The sequence below is a fragment of the Nocardia sp. NPDC058705 genome (genome assembly GCF_042749305.1).
Taxonomy (GTDB): domain Bacteria; phylum Actinomycetota; class Actinomycetes; order Mycobacteriales; family Mycobacteriaceae; genus Nocardia.
Window position 1 is genome coordinate 13,939 of the sequence record NZ_JBHYRN010000004.1, and the last position, 15,930, is coordinate 29,868.

Annotated in this window: 15 protein-coding genes; 11 read left to right on the forward strand and 4 right to left on the reverse strand. The window is 66.9% G+C overall.

The annotated features are described in order from the left end of the window. Positions 1-26 precede the first annotated feature (26 nt). Together ACFW6D_RS07475 and soxR are read right to left on the reverse strand one after the other, a co-directional pair. Positions 27-779: an isocitrate lyase/phosphoenolpyruvate mutase family protein gene (locus tag ACFW6D_RS07475; protein ID WP_379325766.1), complete on the reverse strand. Its 753-nt coding sequence runs from the start codon at positions 777-779 to the stop codon at positions 27-29. Between the two features lie 32 nt (positions 780-811). Then, positions 812-1,297 (reverse strand): redox-sensitive transcriptional activator SoxR, encoded by a 486-nt coding sequence (gene soxR, locus ACFW6D_RS07480; RefSeq protein ID WP_101465780.1) that lies wholly within the window; start codon positions 1,295-1,297, stop codon positions 812-814. A gap of 143 nt (positions 1,298-1,440) precedes the next feature. Between soxR and arcA the strand changes: the two genes are divergently transcribed. Together arcA and ACFW6D_RS07490 are read left to right on the forward strand one after the other, a co-directional pair. Beyond that, positions 1,441-2,682 carry an arginine deiminase gene (arcA, locus tag ACFW6D_RS07485; RefSeq protein ID WP_379325768.1) on the forward strand — a complete coding sequence of 414 codons (1,242 nt, stop codon included), beginning with the start codon at positions 1,441-1,443 and terminating at the stop codon, positions 2,680-2,682. Next, complete coding sequence (locus ACFW6D_RS07490) at positions 2,682-3,041, forward strand: GntR family transcriptional regulator (protein WP_379325770.1); 360 nt, start codon at positions 2,682-2,684, stop codon at positions 3,039-3,041. Before arcA ends, ACFW6D_RS07490 begins: the two co-directional genes overlap by 1 nt. Here ACFW6D_RS07490 and ACFW6D_RS07495 read toward each other — a convergent pair. Beyond that, a complete protein-coding gene (locus ACFW6D_RS07495) occupies positions 3,038-4,615 on the reverse strand; it encodes a dolichyl-phosphate-mannose--protein mannosyltransferase (RefSeq protein ID WP_379326285.1) in 1,578 nt (525 codons plus the stop codon). The genes ACFW6D_RS07490 and ACFW6D_RS07495 overlap by 4 nt on opposite strands. A 236-nt stretch (positions 4,616-4,851) precedes the next feature. On the opposite strand from ACFW6D_RS07495, the gene rsmI reads away from it, so the two are divergent. The 3 genes from rsmI to ACFW6D_RS07510 all read left to right on the forward strand — a co-directional run bounded on the left by rsmI (position 4,852) and on the right by ACFW6D_RS07510 (position 6,734). Next, positions 4,852-5,679, forward strand: a complete 828-nt coding sequence (gene rsmI, locus ACFW6D_RS07500; protein ID WP_379238936.1) for a 16S rRNA (cytidine(1402)-2'-O)-methyltransferase — start codon at positions 4,852-4,854, stop codon at positions 5,677-5,679. A gap of 90 nt (positions 5,680-5,769) precedes the next feature. Further along, positions 5,770-6,249 (forward strand): helix-turn-helix domain-containing protein, encoded by a 480-nt coding sequence (locus tag ACFW6D_RS07505; protein ID WP_379325772.1) that lies wholly within the window; start codon positions 5,770-5,772, stop codon positions 6,247-6,249. 14 nt (positions 6,250-6,263) lie between these two features. Then, on the forward strand, positions 6,264-6,734 hold the full coding sequence (locus ACFW6D_RS07510; protein WP_379325774.1) for a hypothetical protein: 471 nt from the start codon (positions 6,264-6,266) through the stop codon (positions 6,732-6,734). A 344-nt stretch (positions 6,735-7,078) separates the two neighbouring features. Here ACFW6D_RS07510 and metG read toward each other — a convergent pair whose 3' ends face one another. Then, positions 7,079-8,647, reverse strand: coding sequence for a methionine--tRNA ligase (metG, locus tag ACFW6D_RS07515; protein WP_379325778.1), 1,569 nt, complete (start codon positions 8,645-8,647; stop codon positions 7,079-7,081). Position 8,648: 1 nt separating this feature from the next. On the opposite strand from metG, the gene ACFW6D_RS07520 reads away from it, so the two are divergent. The 6 genes from ACFW6D_RS07520 to rsmA all read left to right on the forward strand — a co-directional run bounded on the left by ACFW6D_RS07520 (position 8,649) and on the right by rsmA (position 15,678). Further along, complete coding sequence (locus ACFW6D_RS07520) at positions 8,649-9,503, forward strand: TatD family hydrolase (RefSeq protein WP_379325780.1); 855 nt, start codon at positions 8,649-8,651, stop codon at positions 9,501-9,503. Between the two features lie 171 nt (positions 9,504-9,674). Beyond that, entirely contained in the window at positions 9,675-10,802 is a 1,128-nt protein-coding gene (locus ACFW6D_RS07525; RefSeq protein WP_379325782.1) for a transglycosylase family protein, read from the forward strand. Positions 10,803-11,020: 218 nt separating this feature from the next. Further along, positions 11,021-12,154 carry an alpha/beta fold hydrolase gene (locus tag ACFW6D_RS07530; protein ID WP_379325784.1) on the forward strand — a complete coding sequence of 378 codons (1,134 nt, stop codon included), beginning with the start codon at positions 11,021-11,023 and terminating at the stop codon, positions 12,152-12,154. 254 nt (positions 12,155-12,408) lie between these two features. Further along, a complete protein-coding gene (locus tag ACFW6D_RS07535; protein ID WP_379325786.1) occupies positions 12,409-13,566 on the forward strand; it encodes a lipase family protein in 1,158 nt (385 codons plus the stop codon). A 38-nt stretch (positions 13,567-13,604) separates the two neighbouring features. Further along, complete coding sequence (locus ACFW6D_RS07540; RefSeq protein ID WP_379325788.1) at positions 13,605-14,759, forward strand: lipase family protein; 1,155 nt, start codon at positions 13,605-13,607, stop codon at positions 14,757-14,759. A 34-nt stretch (positions 14,760-14,793) separates the two neighbouring features. After that, positions 14,794-15,678 (forward strand): 16S rRNA (adenine(1518)-N(6)/adenine(1519)-N(6))-dimethyltransferase RsmA, encoded by an 885-nt coding sequence (gene rsmA, locus ACFW6D_RS07545; RefSeq protein ID WP_379325790.1) that lies wholly within the window; start codon positions 14,794-14,796, stop codon positions 15,676-15,678. The last annotated feature ends 252 nt before the right edge of the window (positions 15,679-15,930 follow it).

A 15,930-nucleotide genomic window follows, 5' to 3' on the forward strand; every position in this document is an offset into this window, starting at 1 on the left:
CACTCAGCTGAGGGTTTCCTCGATGCCTACTTCCAGGCCGCCAGCAGGTTTGTTGCCTCGGTGCCCAGTGCCGCCTGGAGGAAGGGGCCGAAGCTGATGCGGGCTACGCCGAGGTCGGCGAAGTGGGCCTTGACGGGGGTGCCGGGTTGGGCGATCGCGTTGATCGGGAGGGGGAGGTCGGTGGTGAGGCGGCGCAGGGCGGCGTCGGGGTGTCTGCCTACGGGGTACAGCACGTCGGCGCCGGCTTCGGCGGCCAGGGTGAGGCGGGCGATGGCGCGGTCGAGGCGGTCGGATTCTTCGCCGTCCTCGCGGAGGAACAGGTCGGTGCGGGCGTTGACGACGACGTGCACGCCCGCTGCGTCGGCCGCGTCGCGCAGGCCACGGACCAGGTCGGCGTGTTCGGTGGCGCTGCGCAGGCGCTTGCCCTCGCTGTGGACGGTGTCCTCGATGTTGAGGCCGACAGCGCCCGCGGCGAGAAGGCCGTCGATGAGCTGGAGAGGCTCCAGTCCGTAGCCGGATTCGATATCGACCGAGACCGGGATCTCGACCGAAGCGGTGACCTGGCTGACGCGGGTGAGCAGTTCGTCGAAGCTCATGCCCTCACCGTCGGCGCGACCGATCGAGTCGGCGACCGGATGGCTACCCATGGTCAATCCCGAAAACCCGGCCGCCACAGCGATATTCGCCGACCACGCGTCCCACACGGTCGGCAGCACCACCGGATTTCCCGGCTGGTGCAGTTCGAGCAGGGTCTTGGCCTTGGTCGCGAGAGAAGTCATACCGCGATGATGCCCCAGGCCTCCGACAACATCTAGACGCAGCCGGATTTCGGCGGGCAGTTCACCTGAACATCGAGCACGCGCGCGCCGGGGCCTTCCGCGCCGAGCCGGTCGTGCTCGTTGACGAGTTTGCACGAGCCGAGCGAGAGGCAGCCGCAGCCGATGCAGCCGGTCAGGTTGTCGCGCAGGCGGACGAGCTGGGTGATGCGGTCGTCCAGGTCCTCGCGCCAGGTCGTCGACAGATTCTCCCAGTCGCGGCGGGTCGGGGTGCGGCCTTCTGGGAGGCGATCCAGTGCCGAGCGGATCTCACTGAGCGGAATGCCGACGCGCTGCGAGATGCGAATGAAGGCCACCCGGCGCAGGGTCTCGCGAGAATACCGACGTTGATTGCCGCTGGTTCGACGGCTCGATATGAGACCTTCGCGTTCGTAGAAGTGCAACGCGGACACTGCAACTCCACTACGATCGGATAGCTGCCCGGGGGTCAGCTCCTTCGTTTGCCAATCGGCCATCGTCATCTATTAGCTCCTCCCACTTCCACCTAAACAATACTTCAGGTATTCGTGTCCTGTACGAAAAATGAGCGGAACACCTACGCACGACGAGCCGAACCAGCGCGTTGCGGCTCGCAGACACGCCGTCCTCGCATTACGGTTTGCAGATGGGAACCGCCCCCGACTCGCGCCTGACCGTCACCTCCGAGGTCGGCCGACTACGCACCGTGCTGCTGCACCGCCCCGGCGCGGAACTACGCCGACTCACCCCGAGCAACAACGATCAACTACTTTTCGACGGCATCCCCTGGGTCGAACGCGCCCAAGAAGAACACGACGCCTTCGCCACCGTACTGCGCGAGCGCGGCGTGGAAGTGCTGTTACTGGCAGATCTGTTGACCGAAACTCTCAGTGCCAGTGGGGCAGCCAGGATCCAGGGCATCTCCGCAGCGGTCGACGCCCGCAGGCTCGGTCACGGCCTGGCCGACCAGCTCGCCGCCGAACTACGCAAATTCGACGCCCCCGATCTCGCCGACATCCTGATGGCCGGGATGACCTTCGACGAACTGCCGTTCGGTCCCGACGCCGCATCGCTGGTGCGGCGCATGCACCACGGCGGCGATTTCGTCATCGATCCGCTGCCGAATCTGCTGTTCACCCGCGATTCCTCGTTCTGGGTCGGCCCCAAGGTCGCGATAACCTCGCTCGCGCTGCCCGCCCGCAGTCGCGAGACCTCCATCACCGACCTCGTCTACGCGTTCCATCCGCGCTTCCTCGGCGTGCGGCGCGCCTACGAATCGCATACCGCGCCGATCGAGGGCGGCGATGTGCTGCTGCTCGCCAAAGGCGTTGTCGCCGTGGGTGTGGGCGAACGAACCACGCCCGCGGGTGCGGAAGCCTTGGCGCGCAGCCTGTTCGATGACGATCTAGCGCATACAGTGCTGGTGGTGCCGATCGCGCAGAATCGGGCGACCATGCACCTCGACACCGTGTGCACGATGGTCGACACCGACGCGGTGGTGATGTATCCGGGCGTGCGGAAGTCGTTGGAGGCGTTCACGATCCGTCGCGAGGACGGTTTCACCGGACGCGGCGATCTCGAGCGCATCAGCATCACCGGACCCGAACCGTTCCTGCCCGCCGCCGCCGCGGCGATGGGCATCTCCAAGCTGCGCGTGATCGACACCGGTCGCGAAGGGCCCGACGCCGAACGCGAACAGTGGGACGACGGCAACAACACCCTCGCCCTCGCACCCGGCGTTGTCGTGGCCTACGAACGCAACGAGATGACCAACTCGCGCCTGACCGAGGCGGGGATCGAGGTCGTCACCATCAGCGGCTCGGAGTTGGGTTCCGGCCGGGGTGGCCCCCGCTGCATGTCCTGTCCACTCTCCCGAGACGAGGCGTGATGTTCCACGTCGAGCTGTCCACCGATTCCACCCAGCCGCCCTACGAGCAATTGCGAATGGGCGTGATCGAACAGGTCCGCGCTGGCACGCTCACCGCGGGCACCAAGATCCCCACGGTCCGCGCGCTGGCCGCCGACCTCGGCATCGCCCCCAACACCGTCGCCCGCGCCTACCGCGAACTCGAAGCCGACGGCGTGCTCGAAACCCGTGGCCGCCAAGGCTCTTTCATCGCTTCTTCCGGCGATCCGACCCGTGATATCGCCAGCCGAGCCGCCGTCGACTACGTGACGACGATTCGCCGCCTAGGACTCGAGGACACCGACGCGATCGAGTTCGTCGAACGAGCCCTCGACACCTAACGCCAGCTGGGGAGCCAGAGGTGGTCTTGCCAGTTCTGTGGTGTGATCGCCTGACCTGTGAGGATCGGCCACAGCCACACGAAATTCGCGATCACCAAACCCAGATAGATGCTCACGATCAGCAATCCGAGTGCGTATCGCTCGTTCACCGGGGCCGGTAGGTAGGTGCCCGTCGGACTGCGCGGTATCCCCGCGGGTCTGGCCGACCCGAGAGTATCGCCGAGCGCAAGCGCCATTCCCATCACCAGGAACGGCGCGAGCACCACCGCGTAGAAGAAGTACATCTGCCGGTCCAGCGTCAGGAACCACGGCAGCAGCCCGGCGCCGTAACCCACCAGCACCGCCGCGTAGCGCCAGTCGCTGCGCACGACCGAACGCCACACCATCCAGCCGATCAGCGGCAGCGCCAGCCACCACAGCGCCGGCGTGCCGACGGCCATCACGGCCTTCACGCACTGCGCTTCGCCGCAGCCGGTGACCGTGCCGTCGGCGTAGTAGTAGAGCATCGGGCGTAGGCCCATCGGCCAGGTCCACGGCTTGGATTCCCATGGATGGTGGTTGCCCGCCGAATTGGTGAGGCTGGAATGGAAGTCGAGAGTTTCGCCCTGGTAGTACCAGAGCGAACGTAACGCGTCGGGCACGAACGCGAACGCACCGCCGCTGCCGACCTGATTGCCGACGGCGTACCGGAACACCCCGTTCTCGCTGGCGAACCACGCCCAGTACGAGGACAGGTACACCACCAGCGGGATCACCACCAGCGCGTACAGCGCGGGCCCCACATCGCGCACCGCGGTGCCCAGCCACGGCCTGCGCACCCCGTAGGCGCGGCGCGCGCTCACGTCGAAAGCCACGCTCATCAGGCCGAAGAACATGATGTAGTAGATGCCCGACCACTTGGTGCCGCACGCCAGCCCGAGCAGCACGCCCGCGCCGAACCGCCACCAGCGCACACCGAGTCGCGGACCCCAGTCCGAGACGCCGACCCGACCCGCCAGGTCCGCGCGAGCCATCCGCTCGCGGACTTCGTCGCGGTCGACTATCAGACAGCCGAAAGCGGCGGTGACCAGCAGCGACATGAAGATGTCGAGCATGCCGATGCGCGAGGAGACGAAGGTCAGGCTTTCGGCGATGAGCAGCACGCCCGCGAACGCGCCGATCAGCGTCGACCGGGCCATCCGCCGCACGATCCGCACCACCAGCAGCACCAGGATCGTGCCCGCCAGCGCCGCGGTGCCACGCCAGCCCCACGCGTTGTAGCCGAAGATCGCCTCGCTGATGGCGATGAACTGCTTGCCGACCGGCGGGTGCACGACCAGGCCGTAGGCGGGGTTGTCCTCCACGCCGCCGCCGGTGACCATCTGCCAGGCCTGTGGCGCGTAATGCTTTTCGTCGAAGACGGGGGTGCGCGCGTCGGTCGGGTAGTTCAGGTTGGCGAACCTGGTCAGCGCCGCGATGAAGGTGAGCACACCGGTGACCACCCAGCCACGCGCGGTGTCGAGCGGTCCGAAATCGGGGGCCGGGCGCAGTGGCGCCGGACTGACCACCGCCGACACGGGACGCGACGGGGGCATCGCGCGCTCATCGGTCACCGGGATCACGCCCCGATCGTAGGCGGTGACACCCACGAAGTCCGACCCGACACTTGTGCCCCCTCGTTTCCCCACCTACGCGCCCTCGGGCGCGGCTTCCCCGCCTGACACAATGAGCAGGCGCCATCTACTTACGCGGCTTTTCCGGGCAACCGAGTACCGTCCGGCCGCACTCACTCGCCTGCGGGGAGAACTTACCGGAGAGGTCGGACAACACTGTGTTGGTCTTAGCGGCAACCCCCATGGGCGATATCGGCGACGCGTCGCAGCGACTGCGCGACGCGCTCGGTTCGGCCGACGTGGTCGCCGCCGAGGACACCCGCCGCACGAAATCGCTCGCGAAGGCGCTCGGTGTCGAGATCACCGGCCGCATCGTCAGCTTCTACGACCACGTGGAGACCGCCCGCATCCCCGCGCTGCTCGACGACATCGAGAGCGGACTGCAGGTCCTGCTGGTCACCGACGCGGGCATGCCGTCGGTGAGCGACCCCGGTTATCGACTGGTCGCGGCGGCCGTCGAACGCAACCTGCCGGTCACCTGCCTGCCCGGCCCGTCTGCGGTCACCACCGCCCTTGCCCTGTCCGGCCTCCCGGTGGAACGCTTCTGCTTCGACGGTTTCGCCCCCCGCAAGGGCGGCCAGCGTCGAGAGTGGTTGCGCACCTTGGCATCCGAACAGCGAGCCATCGTCTTCTTCGAAGCCCCCCACCGCCTCGCCGACTGCATGGCCGACGCGGTCACCGTCCTCGGTCCCGACCGCCGCGCCGCCATCTGCCGCGAACTCACCAAAACTTACGAGGAAGTAGTCCGCGGCACCCTCGGCGAACTGGCCGCCTGGTCCGCCGACGGCGCCCGCGGCGAGATCACCGTCGTCCTCGAAGGCTCCCAACCGGTTTCGGCCGAACCCGCCGAATTGGTCGACGAGGTCGAAACATTGGTGTCCGGTGGTATGCGCCTCAAGGACGCCTGCGCCGAAGTCTCCGCAGGCCGAGGCGCCTCCCGCCGCGAACTCTACGACGCGGTACTCGCCGCCCGCTCGGAAACCTGAGCGGTCGAAATATGGTTGCGAATTTTTCGAATTTAGGCCATGCTGAAGCCTATGACGGGCGCGCATCGAGAGACGTTGCGGAAGGGAGCGGTGCTCCCTCCGGAGGACTTGCGTGAGCTACTCGATCTCTCCAGATTCCTCGAGCAGCACACCGAGCCCGCAGCACTACTCGGCCCTGACGGCGAACAGATTCCGCTGCCTGTCGAGGTGTACGAGGTGCTGGTCCGGGTTGTCGGCGCCATGCGCAAGCGTCGCGCGGTCACCATCGCACCGCTGGAGCAATACCTGACCACGCAGCAGGCTGCCGACCTGCTCGGGATCAGTCGCCCGACCCTGGTGAAACTGCTGGAGGCGGGCAAACTGCCCTGCGAGAAGCCATCTGGTACGCGACATCGACGGCTGCTGCTCAGCGATGTGCTCGAATACCAGGAACGCCGACGCGCGGAACGCACCGATGTACTCGACCAGTTGGTACGTGAAGCTGAGGAGGACGGCCTCTACGACCCGCCTGCCGAGGACTATCTACAGGCAGTCCGGGAAGCCCGCGCCGCGGTTGACTCCGAGACCTGATGTCAGGATTTCGGGTGGTCCTCGACGCGTGCGTGCTCGTCCCCATCGTGAAATCCGATCTACTTCTCACGCTCGGCAAACGCCATGCGTTCTGTCCGCTGTGGAGTCAGCGCATTCTCGGCGAGGTGTCGCGGGCGGTTGTCAAGGTCAATCCGCAGATGTCCTGGGGCCTGCCGGATGTTGGCGATCGACACGTCGTTGCCGCCGCCGTTCGGGGGAACGCCGCAGCGATTGCCACCGACAACATCAAGCATTTTCCCGACGATGCGCTCCGGCAATGGGGGATGCACGCCATCAGCTCCGATGATTTTCTACTCGATGTGCTCGATCTGAGTCCGAGCATGGTGCTGTCGAGCCTGATCGAGATGGTCGGTCGACGGAAAAATCCGCCCGTCACTGTGGACGATATTCTGCACGCACTCAGCTTGGCGAACGTGCCGAGGTTTGTGCACGAGATACGGGCGATCCTCGACGAGGGAATCTGAACTTGCTGTGGCGCTCCTGTGCGCCACCGGCTCGTTCGGCGATGGCCACCGGGGCGAGGCGCATCTGCTGGGCGTCGAACTCGGTGCGGTACTTGGCGAGTAGACCGTTTGCGCGATTGGGCACGACACGGTCTCATCGGTGATCGCGCAGGTCTGGTCGGCGAGTACCGAGGAGTTTGGATCGGTGGACTGATCAGATCCTGACCGCCCAGCATCGAGGACACCCTTAGCTGAGATTTGCCGTCGGGATTGCCCCGGTACGCGGGGTTCTTGGAGACAGCGTCGAGCGGGCTACCGCGCAACTGTGGCGCACAGTGAAACACCATGCGCCACCGTGCGTTCGACTATTCCTTCGGCTCGAGGTAGCGCGGGAAGATCGGTTCCGGGGTGGGGAGGTCGAGGCCCGGGACCAGGGGAGTCGCGATGTCGGCGAAGGTGCGGCCTTCCTGGGAAAGGAGGTCCAGGATTTTGGCGGCGGAGCCGGGCATGACCGGTTGGACCAGGATGGCGACGATGCGGATGACCTCGAGGGTGACGTAGAGGACCGTGGCCATGCGGGCCAGGTCTTCTTCGGTGCCTGATTTGCGCAGGGCCCAGGGGGCGTTGGCGGAGAAGTAGCGGTTGGTTTCGCCGAGGGTGAGCCAGATGGCTTCCAGGGCGAGGTGCATCTGCTGGGCGTCGAACTCGGTGCGGCACTTGGCGAGTAGGCCGTTCGCGCGGTCGAGCAGGGCGCGGTCTTCGTCGGTGAACTCGCCGGGGGTGGGGGATTTGGCGTCGCAGTTCTTGTTGACCATGGTCAGGCTGCGCTGGACCAGGTTGCCGAACTCGTTGGCCAGGTCGGCGTTGATGCGGCCTGCGATGGCGTCGTTGCTGTAGCTGCCGTCCTGGCCGTAGGAGATCTCGCGCAGTAGGAAGAAACGCACCTGGTCGAGGCCGTATTTCTGGACCAGCTCGAGCGGGTCGACGACGTTGCCCGTCGACTTCGACATCTTCTCGCCCTTGTTGTAGAGGAACCCGTGCACGAAAACGCGCTTGGGCAACTCGATCCCGGCCGACATCAGGAACGCGGGCCAGTACACGGCGTGGAAGCGGGTGATGTCCTTGCCGATGATGTGCAGATCGGCCGGCCAGAGCTTCTTGAACTGCGCCGAGTCCGTGTCGGGGAACCCGGCGCCGGTGAGGTAGTTGGTGAGCGCGTCGACCCACACGTACATCACGTGATCGGGGTCGCCGGGAACGGGCACACCCCAGTCGAAGGTGTTGCGCGAGATCGACAGATCCTTCAGACCGCCCTTGACCATGCTGACGATCTCGTTGCGTCGAGTCGCGGGCTCGAGGAACTCGGGGTTGCTCTCGAACAGCTCGAGCAAGCGGTCCTGGTAAGCGGACAGTTTGAAGAAGTAGTTGGATTCCTCGGTCCAGGTGACCGGGGTCTCGGACTCGGTGGAGATGCGGGTGCCGTCGTCGAGGAGGGTGGTTTCCTCTTCGGTGTAGAAGGCCTCGTCGCGGACCGAGTACCAGCCCGCGTAATGGCCGAGGTAGATGTCGCCGTTGGCGCTCATCCGGTTCCACAACTCGATCGCCGCGATGTGATGGTCGGCGTCGGTGGTACGGATGAACCGGTCGTAGGAGACATCGAGGGCCTTGTCCGTCGCCTCGAACACCCCGGAGTTGCGCGCGACCAGCTCCTGGACGGGAATGCCCTCGGTGGCCGCGGCCTGCTGCACCTTCTGGCCGTGCTGGTCGTTGCCCGTCATGAAGAACACGTCGTAGCCGTCGAGTCGCTTGAACCGGGCGAGCGCGTCGGTCGAGATGTACTCGTACGCGTGGCCCATATGCGGCGCACCGTTGGGGTACGCGATGGCCGTCGTGATGTAGAAGGCGGGCGCCTCGGCGCCTTCGGCTGCACTCATGATGGGAACTACTGTAATCCGGGTGGCAAACACGAATCGTCCGGCTCCGCCAGTTCCCGCGCCGCTCGCACCCCTGATCGACGCGCATACGCACCTCGATGCCTGTGGCGCAACCGATGCCGTGTCGACCACGGCCATCGTGGACCGCGCAGCCTCGGCCGGTGTCGGCCATGTGGTGACCGTCGCCGACGATCTCGCGGCGGCGCAGTGGGCCGTGCAGGCCGCGCAGTGGGATCCACGGGTGTACGCCGCAGTCGCGTTGCATCCCACCCGCGCCAACGCCCTCGACGACAAAGCCAAGGCTGAACTCGAACACCTCGCCGCCGACCCGCGGGTGGTCGCGGTGGGGGAGACCGGCCTCGACTACTACTGGCCCGGCAAGCTCGACGGCTGCGCCGATGTCGAAACCCAGATCGAGGGGTTCCGCTGGCACATCGATCTGGCCAAACGCGTGCGCAAACCGCTGATGATCCACAACCGCGAAGCCGACCACGACCTGCTCACGGTGCTGCTCGACGAGGGCGCTCCGGACACGGTGATCTTCCACTGCTTCTCCTCCGACGCCACGATGGCGCAGGCGTGCGTGGCGGAGGGGTACGTGCTGAGTTTCTCCGGCACCGTCAGTTTCAAGAACGCGCACGAACTTCGCGAAGCCGCCAAGCTGGTCCCCGACGATCAGATCCTGGTGGAAACCGACGCGCCGTACCTGACGCCGCACCCGTATCGCGGGGCGCCGAACGAGTCGTACTGCCTGCCGTACACGGTGCGCGCGCTGGCCGAAGTGCGCGAGCAGGACCCGCAGGAGCTGGCCGAGATCACCACCGCCAACGCGCGCAGGCTGTATCGGATTCGATAGTCCGTTTCGTCTGGTCGGAAGGGGGCTGGACATTAAACGTGTTCCGGCTCACATTTAGCCCACCTGGCCGTTATCTACCAGCGGCGTCTATATCGAATCGTGATCTGCAGTCCCGCTGATCGGGCAGTTGGTGTTGTCTGGCGCCAACCTTGTCGTTATCGTTCTGTAACCATGTCAGCTTTCGCACGGATCAACTCGTCACGTTCACCGCTGCTGTTCGCAGCGGTGGCGGCCATGCTGCTGATTCTGCTCGTCGGCGCCTCACTGGCCATCGTCAATCACAAGACGGTCGCCCTTGTCGTCGACGGCGAACGCACCGAGCTCACGACCATGTCCCGCGATGTGCGCGCCATTCTGGCCGACGCGGGCTACGAGATCGCCGAACACGACGAGGTGATTCCGGCCGCGAGCGCCAAGGTGGGCGACGGCGCCACCATCACCTTCAATCGTGGCCGCGAGATCACGGTCACCGTCGACGGTGTCGAGCGCAAGGTGTGGACCACCGGCACCACCGCGGGCGACGCGCTCGTGGCGATGCAGATCCCGTCCGACACGCACGTGTTGCCCTCGCGCACCGAGAAGCTGCCGCTGGCCGGTGCTGCGCTGAGCGTCTATACGCCGCGCAACATCTCGTTGATCGACGGTGCCGCCGCCCCGGTCGACGTGCGTCTGGCCGCCGCGACCGTCGGTGAATTCCTCACCGCCGCAGGCATTCCGCTCGCAGCCGAGGACTTCTCGACACCTGCCGCCCATACCCCGCTCGCCGAGGGCATGCAGGTTGTCGTCACCCGCCAGCGCATCGAGCACCGCACCGAGACCCTGCCGCTCGATCCCGCCGAAACGGTGATCGAGGACGTGACCATGAACATGAGCCGCACGGTGATCGAGAACCCGGGCTCGGCCGGTCTGCACGAGGCGACGTTCGCGGTGAAGATGGTCAACGGGGTGGAAGAGTCTCGGGTGCAGGTGCATTCGAATGTGCTCACCCCCGCCCAGCCGAAGACGATCCGCAAGGGCGCCAAGCCCGGCACCGAGGTGCCGCCGGTGCGCGACGGTGCGGTGTGGGATGCGCTGGCGCAGTGCGAGTCGACGGGGAACTGGGCCATCAACACCGGCAACGGTTACTACGGCGGAATCCAGTTCGACGAGAGCACATGGGCACGACAGGGTGGCCTGAAGTACGCCCCCCGCGCCGACCTGGCCACCCGCGAAGAGCAGATCGCGATCGCGGAAGTGACCCGCGCCCGCCAGGGTTGGGGCGCATGGCCCGCGTGCACCGGTCGTTTGGGGCTCAGCTGATTTCGCAAGTACCTGACCCGGGCACGCCAGGGTTGGGGCGCGTCGCCCGCGTGCACCGCACGCTGGGAACTACGCTGATTTCGCAAGTACATGGGTAACTCCCCAACCCCCTCCAACCAGGTGCGCACTGTCCGCGAGGCCGAGAACTAACGGTTGAGCTACCGGACGGCACGCTGAATACGCGGAGAGGCGGAACAGCGGCGACGGGTGGTTTTCTGATGCGTTCGAGTTCGGCGTGGTTGCGGGCGGCTGTTGCCGCAGCGTTGGCGGCGGGTGTCGGGCTCGGTGGGGCTGCTGTCGCGCACGCCGAGACGCCAGGAGTGGTGATCGCGGTCGAGCGGGCCGACGGGTTTCGGGGGATGGGTGAAACCCAGATCATCGACTACTGGACTCGGGGCGTCGGTGGGGTTGCGCAGCCTGCCAGTGGTGCGGTGTTCGTGCCCGCGGGGCAGGCGCCGGCGGGCGGGTGGCCGATTGTCGCGTGGGATCACGGGACGACGGGGCTCGCATCGGGGTGTGGGGGCATGTCGAATGCGGGTGGGACCGCTTGGCCGGTGACTCAGGACGAGTTCTTGCGGCGGGCGGTGAGCAAGGGGTTCGCGGTTGTCGCGCCCGACTATTTGGGGCTGGGACGGTTCGATACCGGGCCGCATCCCTATCTCGGGATCGACACCGAAGCCACCGCCACCATCGACTTGTTGCGGGCGGCGCGGTCGGTGCGATCGGATCTGTCGCCGGTGTGGGTGGCGGCGGGGATGTCGCAGGGTGGTCAGGCGGCGCTGGGGACGGGGCATCGGCAGGCGAGTTACGCACCGGAGCTGGATTTCCGGGGGACCATCGCGATCGACCCGGAATCGGATGTGGAGAAGGTGGCCCAGGTGCTCGTTCCGGGTAATCCGGACCGGCTCGGCGGGGGCATTCTCGGGTTCTCGGCGAGCATTCTGGCGGGGATGCGGGCGTCGCGGCCGGATGCGCAGGTGGACAGCTTTCTCAGTCCGCTCGGTCGGCAGGTCGTCGACGAGATCGGCACGATGTGCCAGGACGACATCGATGCGAGGGTCGCGGGTCTGACCTTGGGTCAGTTGCTCGCGAAGCCGCTGGGCGAGGAGCCGATGCGGTCGGCGATGGCCGATTACATGACCGTCCCGACCAGTGGGTACGACGCGCCGATTCTGCTGCTGGTCAATGCCACCGACGAAACGGTGCCCTCACCGCTGCACGCCTCCCTGGCCGCACAGTTCACCGCGGGCGGCGTGAACTACACCCCGGTGGTCGGATTCGGTCGTCACTGCGACCTGAACCCAGCGATGTGGTCAGAGATCGATACGTTCCTGGATCGGGTTCACTCGTGAATAGCGCAGACCTTGGATTTTCAGAGATCGATACGTTCCTGGATCAGGCCCACTGACTACTTCCATTGCGAGTCACCTCACAGCTTGTCAGCGTTACTGAGAATTTCTCAGACGGCCCACCACTCGACATAACTCCTGGACGGACCCCCATTTCGGGGGTTGCCGAAAGGTTGCGAAGGACTCTTTTCTCTCAGGATCTCTCCTGTACGGTCGTCCAGGTCAATGCGCCCGATCAACCCGAAAGACGTCTCCCGATGCCGAAAACCCTGAACCGCGCTGCGTTCGCAGCCACCCTCACCGCTGCCGCGCTGGTGACCGCCACCTATGCGCCCGCGTCGGCGGAGCCGGGTGGTCTGCTCGCCACCGAAACGCAGCCGGCGGACTGGCACAACGGACTCGGCGGCTCGGTGATCGAGTACACGACCACCGATTCGAGCGGTGCCGAGCGCCCCGCCAGCGGCGCGCTGTTCCTGCCAGAGGGCGATGCGCCCGCCACCGGCTGGCCGATCATCGCCTACGACCACGGCACCCTCGGTTCCGGACCGAGCTGCGGTGGCCAGGCCGATCCCGATCTCGCCCCGCTGCCGGTCAACCGGGCCGCCGAGGACGAGCTGATCGCGCGCCTGGTGGACCAGGGCTTCGCCGTCGTCGCGCCCGACTACCTCGGCTTGGGCCGGTTCGACACCGGTCCCCACCCGTATCTCGAGGTGCGTAGCGAGGCGACCGCCACGATCGATCTGGTGCGTGCCGCCCGCGCGTCGAACGCCGACCTCTCGCGCACCTGGAGTGCCGTCGGCGCCTCGCAGGGTGGGCACGCGGCGCTGAGCACCGCGTCGGTGCAGGCGAGCTACGCACCCGAACTCGACTTCCGTGGCACCGCCGCGGTGGACCCGGCCTCCGACGTGGAGAAGGTGCTGCCGCTGCTCGGACCGGGGATCCCGGCGATGGAGGGCACCGCGGGCCTCACCGGTTTCACCGTCAGCATCCTGGCCGGTCTGCGCGACACCCATCCCGAGGCGCAGGTCGACTCCTACCTCACGCCCAAGGGCAAAGAGGTCCTCGACGCGGCAGGCGGCCAGTGCATCGACGAGATCGTCGCCGACGTGAAGGGCCTCGGCCTCGGTGACCTGTTCGCCCGGCCGCTGTCGGACGGCCCGCTGCGCGCGGCTCTCACCGAGTACATGACGCTGCCGACCACCGGTTACGACGCGCCGATCCTGTTGCTGGTCAACGCGACCGACACGGTGGTGCCCTCGCCGCTGCACGCTGCGCTGATCGCCCAGTTCGCGGTCGGTAATGTCGACTTCGAGACGGTGACGGGATTCGGGCAGCACACTGTGCTGACGTCGGAGATGTGGACCGCGCTCGACAGCTTCGTCGAGCGGATCAACGCCACGCCGCCGCAGCGCTAGTCAGCGAAGGACGCTGACCTGTAGGGAGACGAAAAGTTGTGCTGAAGAACCCGATCCGGACGACGGTTGTCGCCACGTTGGCCGCGAGCGCGTTGGCCGCCGCCTGCTTCGCGCCCGCGACAGCCGAAACCCCCGGTTCGCTCATCTCGGTGCAGGCCGAGCCCGCCGGCTGGCACGGGCTCACCAAGGGCTCGTCGGTCGAGTACTGGATGACCGACTCGGCAGGCGTGCAGCGCCCGGCCAGCGGCGCGATGTTCCTCCCCGAAGGTGACGCCCCGGCCGGCGGCTGGCCGATCGTGGCCTACGCCCACGGCAGCACGGGTGCCGGTCAGGGGTGCGGGGGTCAGGCCAACCCGGAGATCGGGCCGCTGCCGCTGCACCGCGCCGCCGAGGACCGGCTGATCAAGCGGTTCGTCGACCAGGGCTTCGCCGTGGTTTCCCCCGACTACCTGGGCCTCGGCCGTTTCGACACCGGCCCGCACCCGTATCTCGAGGCGCGCAGCGAGGCGACCGCGACCATCGATCTGGTCCGTGCCGCCCGTGCCGCCAGCCCTGAACTGTCGCGGACCTGGAGTGCGGCGGGCACTTCCCAGGGCGGTCACGCGGCGATGAGCGCGGCGCACGTGCAGGCCGAATACGCCCCCGAGCTGGACTTCCGTGGGACCGTCGCCATCGATGCGGCCTCCGATGTGGAGAAGGTCCTGCCGTTGCTCGGGCCGAATGTTCCGCCGGTGCCCGCGCTTTCGGGCACCACCGCGTTCGTCGTCAACATCCTGGCCGGGCTGCGCGCCACCCATCCGGAACTCGACGTTGACTCCTATCTCACCGAGCGTGGCAAGGGGCTTGTCGACGACGGGGGCACCCAGTGCCTGGACGAGATCGTCACCGCCACCACGGGTGTGACCGCGGCTGATCTGCTGGTGCGCCCACTCGCCCCGCTGCGGGACGCGCTCGCCGCGTACATGACGCTGCCCTCCAGCGGCTACGACGACCCGATCCTGTTGTTGATGAATGTCACCGACACGGTCGTGCCGTCCCCGCTGCACGCGGCGCTGGTGGCCCAGTTCGCGGCCAACGGCGTCGACCAGCAGGTGGTCGTCGGTACCGGCAGGCACGGCTCGGTCTCGCCCGAACAACTCGCCGCCATCGACGGTTTCCTCGCGCGCGTCAACGCGGCCCCGACACAGCGCTGAGCTGCCCCATCGGTGAGGTTGGTAGGTTCTAGCAGTGTCCGAACCAGAGAATTCCGCTCGAGGTAACCGTGCCGCACTGCTCGGTCCCGCCGAGGTGCGGACGCTGGCCGAACGTTTCGGCGTGCGACCGACCAAGCAGCTCGGACAGAACTTCGTGCACGACGGCAATACGGTGCGTCGCATCGTGTCCGCGGCCGGTGTGGGTGCGGGTGACACCGTGCTCGAGGTCGGCCCTGGTCTCGGCTCGCTGACGTTGGCGCTGCTCGACGTGGTCGACCAGGTGGTCGCCGTCGAGATCGACCCCGTGCTCGCCAACTACCTGCCCGAAACTGTTGCCGATCGCGCGCCCGGCCTGGTCGACCACCTGAAAGTGGTCGAAGCCGACGCGCTGCGGGTGCGTCCGGAGCAGCTGCCCGCCGTGCCGACCGCGCTGGTGGCGAACCTGCCGTACAACGTGGCGGTGCCGGTGCTGTTGCACCTGCTCGCCATCTTGCCGAGCATCATGGTGTCGCTGGTGATGGTCCAGGCCGAGGTGGCCGATCGGCTGGCCGCCGAGCCCGGTAACCGGGTGTACGGGGTGCCGAGTGTCAAGGCCGGTTTCTTCGGCAAGGTCCGGCGCGCCGGCCATGTGGGGACGCAGGTCTTCTGGCCGGTGCCGCGGGTGGAATCGGGTCTGGTGCGGATCGACCGGTATGTCGAACCGCCGTGGCCGATGGACGAGGCGCATCGTCGGCGGGTGTTCGAGGTGATCGACGCGGCGTTCGCGCAGCGGCGAAAGACGTTGCGGGCGGCGCTGTCCGGGTGGGCGGGTTCGCCCGCCGAGGCCGAGCGTCGGCTCGTCGCCGCGGGTATCGATCCGACCGCGCGGGGCGAGACCCTCGAAACCGCGGCATTCGTCCGGTTGGCGGCGACGACTTAACTCGGCGAATCGTGGGCTCCCGCAGGGGAACCCGCAGTACACCGGCCGTTCATCGGGGCAGCTCGCGTGGCGCCTGTGAAAGCAATTGTGGACAACCGGTTTTCGCCGCGTCTGCAGTTGATCATGATCTGCGGGCAGCGCTCCCGGTGGCGCCCCGGAATCGGTGTCTCACCAGGCCTGGGGAGCGCTGTGGATGATTCTGTGGATGATTCGATCTGCGTCAGCGGCAAGGGTGAACCGCTGGTGAACGTA

Coding starts and splice junctions, on each gene's coding strand:
- ACFW6D_RS07475 (WP_379325766.1), bottom strand. CDS start 779: ATGACTTCTCTCGCGACCAAGGCCAAGACCCTGCTCGAACTGCACCAG.
- soxR (WP_101465780.1), bottom strand. CDS start 1,297: ATGACGATGGCCGATTGGCAAACGAAGGAGCTGACCCCCGGGCAGCTA.
- arcA (WP_379325768.1), top strand. CDS start 1,441: ATGGGAACCGCCCCCGACTCGCGCCTGACCGTCACCTCCGAGGTCGGC.
- ACFW6D_RS07490 (WP_379325770.1), top strand. CDS start 2,682: ATGTTCCACGTCGAGCTGTCCACCGATTCCACCCAGCCGCCCTACGAG.
- ACFW6D_RS07495 (WP_379326285.1), bottom strand. CDS start 4,615: ATGCCCCCGTCGCGTCCCGTGTCGGCGGTGGTCAGTCCGGCGCCACTG.
- metG (WP_379325778.1), bottom strand. CDS start 8,647: ATGAGTGCAGCCGAAGGCGCCGAGGCGCCCGCCTTCTACATCACGACG.
- ACFW6D_RS07520 (WP_379325780.1), top strand. CDS start 8,649: ATGGGAACTACTGTAATCCGGGTGGCAAACACGAATCGTCCGGCTCCG.
- ACFW6D_RS07525 (WP_379325782.1), top strand. CDS start 9,675: ATGTCAGCTTTCGCACGGATCAACTCGTCACGTTCACCGCTGCTGTTC.
- ACFW6D_RS07530 (WP_379325784.1), top strand. CDS start 11,021: ATGCGTTCGAGTTCGGCGTGGTTGCGGGCGGCTGTTGCCGCAGCGTTG.
- ACFW6D_RS07535 (WP_379325786.1), top strand. CDS start 12,409: ATGCCGAAAACCCTGAACCGCGCTGCGTTCGCAGCCACCCTCACCGCT.